Origin of the sequence: Rathayibacter sp. AY2B7 (genome assembly GCF_002931635.1) — a bacterium.
Lineage (GTDB): Bacteria > Actinomycetota > Actinomycetes > Actinomycetales > Microbacteriaceae > Rathayibacter.
Genome location: NZ_PSUC01000034.1, coordinates 17,487 through 27,929, shown reverse-complemented (window position 1 = coordinate 27,929; position 10,443 = coordinate 17,487). Strand labels below are relative to the sequence as shown.

The window sequence follows — 10,443 nt, the reverse complement described above, 5'->3', positions numbered from 1 at the left end:
CGGCGGCGTCGAGCTCGGCGGAGGCCTCGGCGCAGCCGGTGCGGCGCGCGATGTAGCCGGCCACGGTCTCGCCCTCGCGGCGCTCGTGCTCCTGCGGCAGCCAGCCGACGAAGGCGTCGCCCGGCGAGAGCACGACGGAGCCCTCGAGCGGAGCCGTCTCGCCGGCGAGGATGCGCAGGAGCGTCGACTTGCCGGCTCCGTTCGCCCCCACGACGCCCACCACGTCCCCGGGGGCGACCGTCAGGTCGAGTCCGTCGAACAGGGTGCGGTGCGCATAGCCTCCGGAGAGGCCCTTGGCGACGAGGGTGGCGGTCACCGGTCCAGCGTAGGCGCGGGCGACTCGCTAGACGGCCTGGTGATCAGCCGGTCTAGGATGTGCGGATGAGCGACACGAGCCTGCGGAGCGGCGCCGGGTACTGGTACCCGGACGAGTCGTCCACCCGCCGTGCGGTCGAGGTGCTGAGCGCCATGCGCACGTACCGCGTCTCCGAAGTCTCGATGCGCCGCCGCACACGCGAGCGGATGGCGATGGGCGAGACGGACCTGATCGCCATCCAGTACCTGCTCCGCCAGCAGCGCAAGGGCGAGCTGGTGACCGGCAAGGATCTGGCCTCGCACCTCTCCATCTCGTCCGCGTCGACCACGGTCCTCATCGACCGCCTGGTCCGCAGCGGCCACCTCGTGCGCAAGCCCAACCCGACCGACCGGCGCGGGATCGTCGTGGAGGCGACCGTCGACAGCGACGACGAGGTGCGCGCCACGCTCCAGGAGATGCACCGCCGGATGCTCGAGATCGCCGAGGACCTGGACGCCCCCGAGGCCGAGGTCGTCGTCAACTTCCTCCGCCGGATGAGCGCGGCCGTCGACCAGATCGACGCGGAGCACGGAGACGGGCACGATACGGACGAAGCGGACGACGCGGAACCCTCCGCAGCGAAATAGCTAGACGGACTAGTAATAAGCCGAGGGGCCTATAGTCTGGCGGCATGGGTCAATTCCTCTACGGCACTCCTCCCGCCGTCATCGAGATCGAGGACCGGACCCTGGCCCACCTCCAGATCGTGATCTACGCGAAGTTCCGCCGCGACGAGCGCTTCAGCCTCACCCTCGACTCGATGCCCGAGGGCGCGCGCGGCCGCCACTCCTTCTGGATGAACCCGAACATCGCTCTGCAGTTCCACTTCGCGGGGAGCCGCCAGCCGACGATCAACCCGACCTGGGTCGAGCTCCTGATGGACGCGGCGAACAGCGGCGGCGGGCTGCGCCTGCTCACCGAGCCCCCGTCCTGACCCGGTCCCGGTGAGGCCGACCCGGCCCGGACGACCGCGGAGCTCCCTGCACGACGGTGGATCCGCAGCACCGGCCTCCTGCGACAGCGCACGTGCCCCCGGCCGCCCCGTCTCCTAGGGTGGAGCGGGCGCCGCGGGGCGCGGAGGGCGGGGGACATGCGCAGGACGGTCATCGGAGCGACGGCACTGGCCGGAGTGCTCGCGCTCGCGGGGTGCTCGGCGCCCGCTCCGGCTCCCACGGTCACGGTCACCGTGTTCGCCACGGCGACGCCGACTCCGGTGCCGGACCCGACCGTCACGGCGGCGCTCCCGCAAGCGACGGCCACGGTCTTCGCGCCGGTCCCCGAGGCGACGGTCACCTTCACTCCGAACGCGACGCCGGACATCCCCGAGACGGCGTTCGCCGTCGACAACGGCGCGGTTCCCGGGGCGAACGGCGAGCCGACCCGCGACGGCGCGGGCGACATCGTGAGCTACACCGTGGTGCAGGACGACACGTTCTTCGACATCGCGCAGCGCTTCGGGATCCCGGTGCAGCAGCTGCTCCGGATGAACCCGACGATCGCCGGAGCCGGCGAGGCGGTCTACATCAACGCTGTCGTCAACCTCGACGCGAGCACGCTGGGCTGAGCGGAGCGGCGAGCCGCGGAGGCGGCCGCCCGGAGCGACCCGGCTACTGCGACTTCGGCAGGACGTGGAACGCGACGGCCAGCGATCCCGAGATCATCAGGATGCCGCCGACGAAGAGGAATCCGGCGATGTCGGGCAGCAGGAACGAGTTGCCGAGAACGAGGATCCCGCCGAGGAACAGCACGAACGAGAGGACGACGCCCAGACCAGTCATGCCCTCATCGTACGCAGGTCACGGGAGCAGGAGGTCCGCGAGCTCCTCGGCACCGGACACCAGCGCGATCGTCCCGACCGCCTCGAGCGGCGATCCGTAGCCCCACTCGACCATGATCGTCGGCACACCGTGGGCGGCGGCGCCTTGCACGTCGTGCTCGCGGTCGCCCACCATCACCGGCGCCGAGAGGTCGACGCCGAGCTCGCGGAGCCGGCGCATCGCCTCCTCCACGACGTCGGCCTTGGCGCTGCGGACCTCGTCCTCGGAGGCGCCGCAGATCACCGTGAAGTACTGCGCCAGTCCGTAGTGCTCAAGGATGCGCGTGGCCGCCGACTCCGGCTTGGAGGTCGCGAGCGAGAGCGGCACGCCGGCCTCGGCGATGCGCGCGAGCACCTCGGGCAGCCCCGGGTAGACCGAGGAGTCGAACAGCCCGCCCGCGTTGTAGCGGCGGCGGTAGACCACGAGCGCGGCCTGCGCCTCCTCCACGGTCATCCCGCCGAGCTCGCGGAACGCCTCGAGCAGCGGAGGGCCGACGTAGGCCAGCAGCTCGGCCGGAGCGGGCACGGGTCGGCCCAGCTCGACGAAGGTCTCGACGAGGGTGCCGGTGATGCCGGGGGCCGAGTCGGTGATCGTGCCGTCGAGGTCGAACAGGATGCAGGACCAGGTGCCGGCTCGCGCGTCGAGGCCGGTGGCGGCGAGGGTCGTGTCGGACATGGCGGGCTCCTGACCTCGGAGGACGGGGTGACGCCGGCGCTGCCCCGCCGGGGGCCACACTCTACGGCCGTTCGGCGTCGAGAGCCCTTTCGACGAACGAACGGGTGACGACCTGGGCGATCGAGCCGGGGTCGAGCTGCACGGCGACGAAGTCGGCGGTGCGGATCAGCGCGAAGGCCTCGCGTCCGGGGAGGACCAGCATCTGCACCCGCGGATGCTGCTGCCGGGGGACCGCGACGCGCACCTCGTCCGTGGAGGTGAACAGCGGCAGGACCTGCTCCCCTGTGGTCGTCGCGACGGTGCGGACGTGCGGCACGCCTCCGGGCTGGGAGCCTGTGACGTCGACCACGAGTGAGCCGTCGAGGCAGGCCTCGAGCAGCCGGTCGACGGCCTCGGCGGTGGGAGCGGCGACGAGCGCCTCCAGCGCTTCCCGGGCCTCCGCATTGCGGTACGGACCGGGTCGCGCCGGGCGTGCTGGGGGTCCGCCTCGTCGTGCCATGACTCCACGCTAACGAAGACCGGGGCGTGATCGGAATCGCCGGGACCGGTTCCCGGGAATGCGCGCGATCGGTGTCCGGAATCGTTACGGCCGTCTGCGGACACCGTGTCCTCTATTCGACGGCTGGTGGCGAACAGCTCGATTCCGCCGTGATTGCCTCCGCTTATCCTGAACATTCCCCTCGACATGGCGCGAGAAAGGCACGAATGGCGCCATTCATGGCGCACTCGATTGTGAAAGGGGGTAATGTCTCTCCCGGTCCGGGTCGAGACAGTCCGGTCCCGCGAACTCCAGGAGGAAAAGTGGCCCAGAAGATCACGCTTGTCGACGATATCGACGGAACCCTTATCGATTCCGGTGACGGCGGTACCGTCCGCTTCAGCATCGAGGGTGCCAACTACGAGATCGATCTCGGCCCCGACAACATCGCCGAGCTCCACTCGGCGCTCGAGAAGTTCGTCTCGAGCGCCCGCCGCGTCGGCTCGCGCCCCGCGGCCGCCACGAGCGTCGCGACCGCCACCAAGAGCGACCCCAAGCAGCTCAAGGCCATCCGCGAGTGGGCGAACGCCAACGGCCACCCGGTCTCCGACCGCGGACGCATCCCCTCCGAGGTCCAGGCCGCCTACCAGGCCGCCCACAAGTAGCGGCCGCCGGGCTCTCGGCCCGGTGAGACGCCGCATTCCCGGGCCTCGCGCCCGGTGAGCGGAAGGCCCCCGTGATCCGATCGCGGGGGCCTTCGCCGTGCCTTCGCCGTGCCTGTCAGAACAGGCGGGTGTGGGAGTCGTCGGTGCCGCGCATGGCCTCGTAGTCGAGCACCACGCAGCGGATTCCGCGGTCCTCGGCGAGAGTCCGCGCCTGCGGCTTGATCTCCTGAGCGGCGAAGACTCCCGTCACCGGGAAGAGGTGCGGATCGCGATTCATCAGCTCGAGATAGCGGGTGAGCTGCTCCACTCCGTCGATCTCGCCGCGGCGCTTGATCTCGACGGCGACGGCGGCTCCCGAGGAATCGCGGGCGAGGATGTCGACCGGGCCGATCGCGGTCATGTACTCGCGCCGGACGAGAGTGTGCCCCTCTCCGAGGAGGCCGATCTGCTCGGCGAGAAGGCGCTGGAGATGCGACTCCACTCCGTCCTTCACGAGTCCCGGATCGACGCCGAGCTCGTGCGCCGAATCGTGCAGCACCTCGTGGATCGAGACGACGAGAGCGTCGCCGGTCTTGCGGTGCGCGACGGTCCACTGCTGCGTCACTCCCGCGGCGCGCGCCTCCTCGTCGGGCTCGCCCGTGATCAGCGTGCAGGGCGGGCTCATCCAGTTCAGCGGCTTGTAGGAGCCGCCGTCGGAGTGGATGAGGACGCTCCCGTCGGCTTTGACGAGCAGGAGGCGGGTGGCGAGCGGGAGGTGGGCGCTGAGACGGCCGGTGTAGTCGACGGAGCAGCGCGCGATGACGAGACGCACCCGTCGAGGATAGACGGCGCGGCTCCGGCGGGCTCCCGGCTCAGCGCGCGGCGACGGGAGGCCGGCGGCCGAGCGGAGGAGCGGGCGGCGGCACCGAGAGCGAGGCGCGCAGCGCGACGGCGAACTCGGCCGGCGCCTCCGCCCACGGGTGGTGGCCGCTCGACTCGATGACGGCCAGGCTCGCCTGCGGCAGGAGCGCGGTGAGCGCCTCCAGAGCGGCGACGCCCGTCACCGGATCGTCCTCGCCGCCGAGGACGACCGCGGGGCAGTCGAGGCGCTGCAGAGCGTCGCGGATCGCCGCGGTGTCGTCGGAGCCGGCAGGAGTCGTGTGCTCCGCGCGGGGACCGGCAGCCCGGTCGTCGATCCCGAGCCAGGCGGTGCCGGGGGCGATCAGGAGCAGGTGGGCGACGCGCTCGGGCGCGTCCACGGCAGCGAGCAGGACGGCGCGGCATCCGGAGTCGTGCGCGGCGAGATCGAGCTCGTCGACGCCGAGGTGACGGCGCAGGTCCTCCACGTCGGCGGCCGTCGTGGCCGGGGGAGCGGGAGGCAGCTCCGCGGAGCCGCCCACTCCGCGCGGGTGCATCACGAGGACGCGGCGCGTGCAGGCGATCGAGGCGAACGAGCCGAGATAGGAGGGGTGGCGCTCCGGCTCACCGGGGACGACCACCAGGGGCCGCCCCTGACCGGCTCCGTGCTCGTCGACGTGGAGCAGGGCGCCGTCGCGCGCTCGGTACCGCATCCGCTCCCCCTCCGCCGCCGTCCTGGGAAGCCTAGGGGGAGACGCGTCGGGGCGCCCGGGCCGCACGGGGGCTTGCGGCGGCGGGTGGGGCGCGGCGGTCAGCTCCGCCGGCTGCGGGCGGCGGGGGAGGCGAGCCCGGCCACGACCACCAGGGCCAGAACCAGGAAGAGGGCGTTCAGCAGGCCGTAGTGCTCGCCGAGGAAGCCGATCGCCGGCGGTCCGACCAGGAACGCGACGTAGCCGAGCATCGCCACCGCGCTGACACGGGCGGCCGAGTGCGGCCCCTCCGCCGCGGCCGACATGCCCACCGGGAAGCCGAGCGAGCAGCCCAGACCCCAGGCGACCGCGCCGACGACGACGAGCGCGTCGACCGGGGCGAGGATGAACAGCAGGATGCCGACGATCGCGAGCCCGGCGGAGGCGCGCAGCACCGGGACCCGGCCGAAGCGGTCGAGCACGGGTCCGCCGATCACGCGTCCGACCGTCATGGCGGCGACGAACACGCCGAACACGACGGCGGCGGTCGTCTTGTCGGTGCCGTGGCCGTCGACCATCGCCAGGGTCAGCCAGTCGTTCGCGGAGCCCTCGGCGAAGGCCATGCCCAGCATGATCAGGCCGATGAGGACGAGGCGCCCGTCCCGCCAGACGCCCAGGGAGGCGGCGACGCGCTCGCGGACCGGCGGCTTCACCGTGGTCGCCGCGCCGGAGGTGTCGAGCTCCTCGCGGACCGGGACGAAGCGGATCGCGACGACCGCGGTCACGGCGATCACCACGGCGATCGCGCCGAGGTGGGCGGCGACGGGGACGGCCAGGGCGGAGGCGCCCGCGCCGATCAGCGCGCCGGCCACCGTGCCGAGGCTGAAGAAGGCGTGGAACAGGGGCAAGAGCGTCTTGCCGAAGGCCTTCTCGTTGGCGGCTCCCTCGACGTTCATCATCACGTCGACCGCTCCGTTGCCGAAGCCGAGCATCGCCATGCCGGCGAAGGCCGCGGGGAGGACGCCGATGACGTCGGCCGAGACGCCCAGCACCGCGAGGCCCGCCGCCGAGACGGTCAGGCCCAGCACCATCCCGCGCCGGGCGCCGATCGCGCCCATGACCGGCGTCGACAGCGCGAGTCCGATGATCGCGCCGATCGACATCGAGAGGATCAGCAGGCCGACCCCGGCGGTCGAGAGCTGGAGCTCGTCGCGGATGGCGGGCGTGCGCGAGACCCAGGTGGCGATCGAGATGCCGCTGAGGACGAAGATCGTGAAGACGGCGTTGCGCCAGGCGACCAGCTGAGGGCGCGTGAGCGCGGACGTCGAGGTCATGGCGGTTCTCCTGGTGCGGGTGGGACCCGGGCGCCGGGTCGAGAGGCACGGTCGAATCGATTCGAAGCGAGCCGGTCTAAGCTATCCGGAACCCCGGGGACGGTCAACCGACGACGAGTGCGCCGCCCCCACGAGGAGGAACGTGGAACCCCGCAAGAGCCCCCGGCCGACGCTCGCCCGCGTCGCGAGCCGGGCCGGCGTGTCCCCCTCCACCGCCTCGCTGGTCTTCAGCGGCTCCGGCCCCGTCTCGCAGGCGACGAAGGAGCGGGTGCTGCGCGCGGCGTCCGAGCTCGACTACGCCGGTCCCGACCCGCGGGCGCGCTCGCTCCGGCGCGGCCGCTCCGGGATCGTCGGGGTCGTCGTCGACGAGCGGATGCTGCATGCGTTCCGCGACCCGATCAAGATCGCCATGCTCGACGGGATCGCCGACGTCCTCGGCGGAGTCGACGCCGGGATCCTGCTGCTCACCGAGACGGGCGACGGCGCGGGCCTGCTGGCGACCGCCCCGGTCGACGCGATGATCCTGGTCGGCTGCAGCCCGTCGGTCGACGACTCCGTCGCCGTGCTGCGTCGCCGGGGGGTGCCGGTCGTCGTGGTCGAGGGCCTCTCGGAGCTGGGCGGCGCCGTGATCTCGCTCGACAACCGCGAGGCCAGCCGCACCCTCGCGGAGCACCTGCGCGAGCTCGGCCACGAGCGGGTCGCGGTGGTCTCGCTCCCGTTCGCGAAGGACCGCCGCCGCGGCGCGATCCCGCCGGGCTGGCGCTCGAGCCCCAGCATCACTCCGGTCGACCGGCTCCTCGGAGTGCAGGACGTCTTCCCGGAGGCGTCGGTCGTCGCCGCCGCAGCGAGCTCGGTCGACGAGGGCGTCGCCGCGGGTCGCACTCTGCTCGAGGGAGCGGAGCGGCCGACCGCGGTCGTCGCGCAGAGCGACCTGCTCGCCGCGGGCGTGATCCTCGCGGCCGAGGAGCGCGGGCTCCGCGTGCCCGAGGACCTCTCGGTGGTCGGCTTCGACGGCGTGCAGGTGCCCGGTCTCGCGGCCGAGTACGACCTCACGACGATGGCCCAGCCCGCGGTCGAGAAGGGCCGTGCGGCGGGACGGGCCGCGGTCGCGCTCCTGGCCGACGAGGAGGCGGAGGCGGTCTGCTTCCACGCCGTCTTCCACCGCGGGAACACCAGCGCACCGCCACGCTGACCGGAGTTGTCCACAGGCTTCTCCACAGGGGAGGAGTGCGGTCAGCGGAGCCAGACGTCGCTGCGGACCCGGAGCCCGAGGGTGACCGCGCGGGCGCCGAGGAAGCCGACGGCGAAGGCGAGCCAGAGCGCGAGGAGGCGCCATTCGGCGGGCGCGGCGGGGGCGAGCAGGGCGAGCGGGACGAAGACGGCGAGGTTCGCGAGGCCGCTGAGCGCCAGGTAGCGGCCGTCGCCGGCGCCGATCAGCACGCCGTCGAGCACGAAGACGTAGCCGCCGAGCGGAGCGGTGAGGCCCACGACGGCGATCGCCGCGGGCAGCAGCCGCAGCACCTCCGGGTCGCTCGAGAAGACGTACGGCAGGACACCGCTCAGACCGGTGACCAGCGCTCCGAGCACTACTCCTGCACCGATTCCCCAGGTCACACAGCGTTTCGTGACGGCTCGGGCCTGCTCGGCGTCGCCCGCGCCGAGGAGGCGGCCCAGCAGAGCCTGCGCGGCGATCGCCACCGCGTCGAGGGCGAAGGCGACCGTCGAGAACAGCGTCATCGCCACCTGGAAGGCGCCCAGCTCCTCCGCCCCGAGCGAGGTGGCGGTCGCGACCGCGAGCAGGATCGCCGCGCGGAGGCTCGCGGTGCGCAGGAGCATCCAGCCGCCGGATCCCGCGGAGGAGGCCAGGCCCGCGAGGTGCGGCCGCAGCGGCGCGCCGACCCGCCGGGCGAGCCGCAGCGCGACTCCCGCGTAGGCCGCGAGCATGGCCCACTGCGCGATCACCGTCCCCAGTGCGGAGCCGGTTATCCCCAGGCCGGCCGGGTAGATCAGCACAGCGTTGAGAGCGGCGTTGAGAGCGAATCCGCCGGCGGCGATCACCAGCGGCGTGCGGGTGTCCTGGAAGCCGCGGAGGAGCCCGGTGAGCGCGAAGACGCCGAGCATGGCGGGGATCCCGGCCATGCTCACCGCCAGGTACCGCACGCCCGCCTCGGCCACCGCCGGCTCCGCGCCGAAGAGCGCCACGACGGCCGGAGCGGTCAGCGCGCCCACCACGGCGATGCCGGCGCCGAGGACCAGGGCCAGCCAGCCGCCGTCGATCCCGGCCGCCACGGCCCTCCGCTCGTCGCCCTCGCCGAGGGCCCGGCCGACCCGCGGAGTGGTGCTGTACGCGAGGAAGACCATCAGGCCGACGATCGTCTGCAGAACCGTGCCGCCCAGCGCGAGCCCGGCGAGCGGGACGGCGCCGAGGTGGCCCACCAGGGCGGAGTCGGTGAGCAGGAACAGCGGCTCGGCGACCAGCGAGCCCAGCGCCGGGACGGCGAGCCGGAGGATGCTGCGGTCGAGGGCGGAGGTCACCGCTCGACGCTAGCGGCTGCCGCAGCTCCGGGACGGGCGTACCGTGGGCGGGATGCAGCGCTTCGGGATCGGGCTGGCGGCCGTGGGCCGGCCGGCGTACATCACGGCAGGGCGCGACGACGACCTCGGCCCTGCGGCCGAGCGGAGCGTCGACGCGTTGCGGGAGCGCACGCACCTGCTGCTCGACGCGGCGTGGGACGCCGGCGTCCGCTTCCTCGACGCCGCGCGCTCCTACGGGCGGGCGGAGGAGTTCCTCGGCGGCTGGCTCGCCCTGCATCCGGAGCGGCGGGCGGCGCTCACGATCGAGTCGAAGTGGGGCTACGAGTACGTCGGCGGGTGGGCGATGGACGCGCCGGTCCACGAGCGCAAGGAGCACTCGGTCGCGATGCTCGACCGCCAGTGGCCGCTCACGCTCGACGCGCTCGGCTCGGCGCCCGACTCCTACCTCGTCCACTCGATCACTCCCGAGAGCCCGGCCCTCACCGACCGCCCGCTGCTGGACCGCCTCCGCGGCCTCGCCGGCTCCGGAGTGCGGGTCGGCCTCTCGACGAGCGGACCCGAGCAGGCGCGCGTGATCGAGCTCGCCCGCGCGATCCCGGAGTCGCCGTTCAGCGCGGTCCAGAGCACCTGGAACCCGCTCGAGCAGTCCGCGGGCCGGGAGCTCGCCGCCGCGCACGACGACGGCTGGCTGGTGGTGGTCAAGGAGGCCCTCGCCAACGGGAGGCTCGTGGCGCACCCGATCGAGCACGCCGGCGCCGCGCCGGACGCCGTCGCCCTGGGGGCCGCCCTCGCGCAGCCCTGGGCCGACGTCGTGCTGAGCGGCGCGGCGACTCCGGAGCAGCTGCGGGCCAACCTGCGCGCGCAGCCCCTGGAGCTCGCGGAGCTCCCGGCGCTCGCCGTGGATCCGGCCCGCTACTGGGCCGAGCGCTCCGCTCTCGACTGGACCTGAGAGCACTCGAACGAAGTGAGGCGTGCGCTCCGGCGCCGCACGGGATAGCGTTCCTCTCAGCGCCCCGTCTGCCCTCTCTGCGAGGGCTGGCGCGCGGATCGGCCCTCGT

The 10,443-nt window shown here is 73.2% G+C and carries 14 protein-coding genes; 6 read left to right on the top strand and 8 right to left on the bottom strand.

The genetic code is table 11. The features are described from left to right. The coding region (locus tag C5C27_RS07965) for an ATP-binding cassette domain-containing protein (protein ID WP_146079628.1) at window positions 1–316 on the bottom strand (316 nt) is incomplete at its 3' end. 65 nt (window positions 317–381) lie between these two features. On the opposite strand from C5C27_RS07965, the gene C5C27_RS07960 reads away from it, so the two are divergent. The 3 genes from C5C27_RS07960 (at window position 382) to C5C27_RS07950 (ending at window position 1,919) form a co-directional block, all read left to right on the top strand. Continuing rightward, complete coding sequence (locus tag C5C27_RS07960) at window positions 382–942, top strand: MarR family winged helix-turn-helix transcriptional regulator (protein WP_104233013.1); 561 nt, start codon at window positions 382–384, stop codon at window positions 940–942. Between the two features lie 44 nt (window positions 943–986). After that, window positions 987–1,289: a hypothetical protein gene (locus tag C5C27_RS07955; protein WP_068250131.1), complete on the top strand. Its 303-nt coding sequence runs from the start codon at window positions 987–989 to the stop codon at window positions 1,287–1,289. Between the two features lie 156 nt (window positions 1,290–1,445). Further along, window positions 1,446–1,919, top strand: a complete 474-nt coding sequence (locus tag C5C27_RS07950; protein ID WP_104237991.1) for a LysM domain-containing protein — start codon at window positions 1,446–1,448, stop codon at window positions 1,917–1,919. 43 nt (window positions 1,920–1,962) lie between these two features. Here the strand turns inward: C5C27_RS07950 and C5C27_RS17985 are convergent, their stop codons facing one another. The 3 genes from C5C27_RS17985 to C5C27_RS07940 all read right to left on the bottom strand — a co-directional run bounded on the left by C5C27_RS17985 (window position 1,963) and on the right by C5C27_RS07940 (window position 3,346). Next, complete coding sequence (locus C5C27_RS17985; RefSeq protein WP_159911733.1) at window positions 1,963–2,133, bottom strand: hypothetical protein; 171 nt, start codon at window positions 2,131–2,133, stop codon at window positions 1,963–1,965. Between the two features lie 18 nt (window positions 2,134–2,151). Then, window positions 2,152–2,847 carry an HAD hydrolase-like protein gene (locus C5C27_RS07945; RefSeq protein WP_104314068.1) on the bottom strand — a complete coding sequence of 232 codons (696 nt, stop codon included), beginning with the start codon at window positions 2,845–2,847 and terminating at the stop codon, window positions 2,152–2,154. A 61-nt stretch (window positions 2,848–2,908) separates the two neighbouring features. After that, window positions 2,909–3,346 carry an SseB family protein gene (locus C5C27_RS07940; RefSeq protein WP_104261417.1) on the bottom strand — a complete coding sequence of 146 codons (438 nt, stop codon included), beginning with the start codon at window positions 3,344–3,346 and terminating at the stop codon, window positions 2,909–2,911. A gap of 302 nt (window positions 3,347–3,648) precedes the next feature. Here C5C27_RS07940 and C5C27_RS07935 point away from each other — a divergent pair, with 302 nt between their 5' ends. Then, window positions 3,649–3,990: an Lsr2 family protein gene (locus C5C27_RS07935; protein ID WP_104237990.1), complete on the top strand. Its 342-nt coding sequence runs from the start codon at window positions 3,649–3,651 to the stop codon at window positions 3,988–3,990. A 115-nt stretch (window positions 3,991–4,105) separates the two neighbouring features. On the opposite strand, the gene nucS is transcribed toward C5C27_RS07935, so the two are convergent. The 3 genes from nucS to C5C27_RS07920 all read right to left on the bottom strand — a co-directional run bounded on the left by nucS (window position 4,106) and on the right by C5C27_RS07920 (window position 6,850). After that, window positions 4,106–4,801 (bottom strand): endonuclease NucS, encoded by a 696-nt coding sequence (gene nucS / locus C5C27_RS07930; RefSeq protein WP_104222623.1) that lies wholly within the window; start codon window positions 4,799–4,801, stop codon window positions 4,106–4,108. Window positions 4,802–4,841: 40 nt separating this feature from the next. Next, entirely contained in the window at window positions 4,842–5,540 is a 699-nt protein-coding gene (locus C5C27_RS07925) for an alpha/beta fold hydrolase (protein WP_104237988.1), read from the bottom strand. A gap of 98 nt (window positions 5,541–5,638) precedes the next feature. Further along, window positions 5,639–6,850 carry a sugar MFS transporter gene (locus C5C27_RS07920; protein WP_104237987.1) on the bottom strand — a complete coding sequence of 404 codons (1,212 nt, stop codon included), beginning with the start codon at window positions 6,848–6,850 and terminating at the stop codon, window positions 5,639–5,641. Window positions 6,851–6,992: 142 nt separating this feature from the next. On the opposite strand from C5C27_RS07920, the gene C5C27_RS07915 reads away from it, so the two are divergent. Beyond that, window positions 6,993–8,042, top strand: a complete 1,050-nt coding sequence (locus tag C5C27_RS07915) for a LacI family DNA-binding transcriptional regulator (protein ID WP_258066552.1) — start codon at window positions 6,993–6,995, stop codon at window positions 8,040–8,042. 41 nt (window positions 8,043–8,083) lie between these two features. On the opposite strand, the gene C5C27_RS07910 is transcribed toward C5C27_RS07915, so the two are convergent. After that, window positions 8,084–9,385, bottom strand: a complete 1,302-nt coding sequence (locus C5C27_RS07910; RefSeq protein WP_104314067.1) for an MATE family efflux transporter — start codon at window positions 9,383–9,385, stop codon at window positions 8,084–8,086. A 52-nt stretch (window positions 9,386–9,437) separates the two neighbouring features. Between C5C27_RS07910 and C5C27_RS07905 the strand changes: the two genes are divergently transcribed. Next, complete coding sequence (locus tag C5C27_RS07905; RefSeq protein ID WP_104314069.1) at window positions 9,438–10,334, top strand: aldo/keto reductase; 897 nt, start codon at window positions 9,438–9,440, stop codon at window positions 10,332–10,334. Window positions 10,335–10,443: the final 109 nt, after the last annotated feature.

What these genes read in the sequence shown, in the direction of transcription:
- C5C27_RS07950 (WP_104237991.1), top strand. Translation starts at nt 1,446, where the DNA reads ATGCGCAGGACGGTCATCGGAGCGACGGCACTGGCCGGAGTGCTCGCG.
- C5C27_RS07940 (WP_104261417.1), bottom strand. Translation starts at nt 3,346, where the DNA reads ATGGCACGACGAGGCGGACCCCCAGCACGCCCGGCGCGACCCGGTCCG.
- C5C27_RS07955 (WP_068250131.1), top strand. Translation starts at nt 987, where the DNA reads ATGGGTCAATTCCTCTACGGCACTCCTCCCGCCGTCATCGAGATCGAG.
- C5C27_RS07945 (WP_104314068.1), bottom strand. Translation starts at nt 2,847, where the DNA reads ATGTCCGACACGACCCTCGCCGCCACCGGCCTCGACGCGCGAGCCGGC.
- C5C27_RS07925 (WP_104237988.1), bottom strand. Translation starts at nt 5,540, where the DNA reads ATGCGGTACCGAGCGCGCGACGGCGCCCTGCTCCACGTCGACGAGCAC.
- C5C27_RS07960 (WP_104233013.1), top strand. Translation starts at nt 382, where the DNA reads ATGAGCGACACGAGCCTGCGGAGCGGCGCCGGGTACTGGTACCCGGAC.
- C5C27_RS07920 (WP_104237987.1), bottom strand. Translation starts at nt 6,850, where the DNA reads ATGACCTCGACGTCCGCGCTCACGCGCCCTCAGCTGGTCGCCTGGCGC.
- C5C27_RS07905 (WP_104314069.1), top strand. Translation starts at nt 9,438, where the DNA reads ATGCAGCGCTTCGGGATCGGGCTGGCGGCCGTGGGCCGGCCGGCGTAC.
- C5C27_RS17985 (WP_159911733.1), bottom strand. Translation starts at nt 2,133, where the DNA reads ATGACTGGTCTGGGCGTCGTCCTCTCGTTCGTGCTGTTCCTCGGCGGG.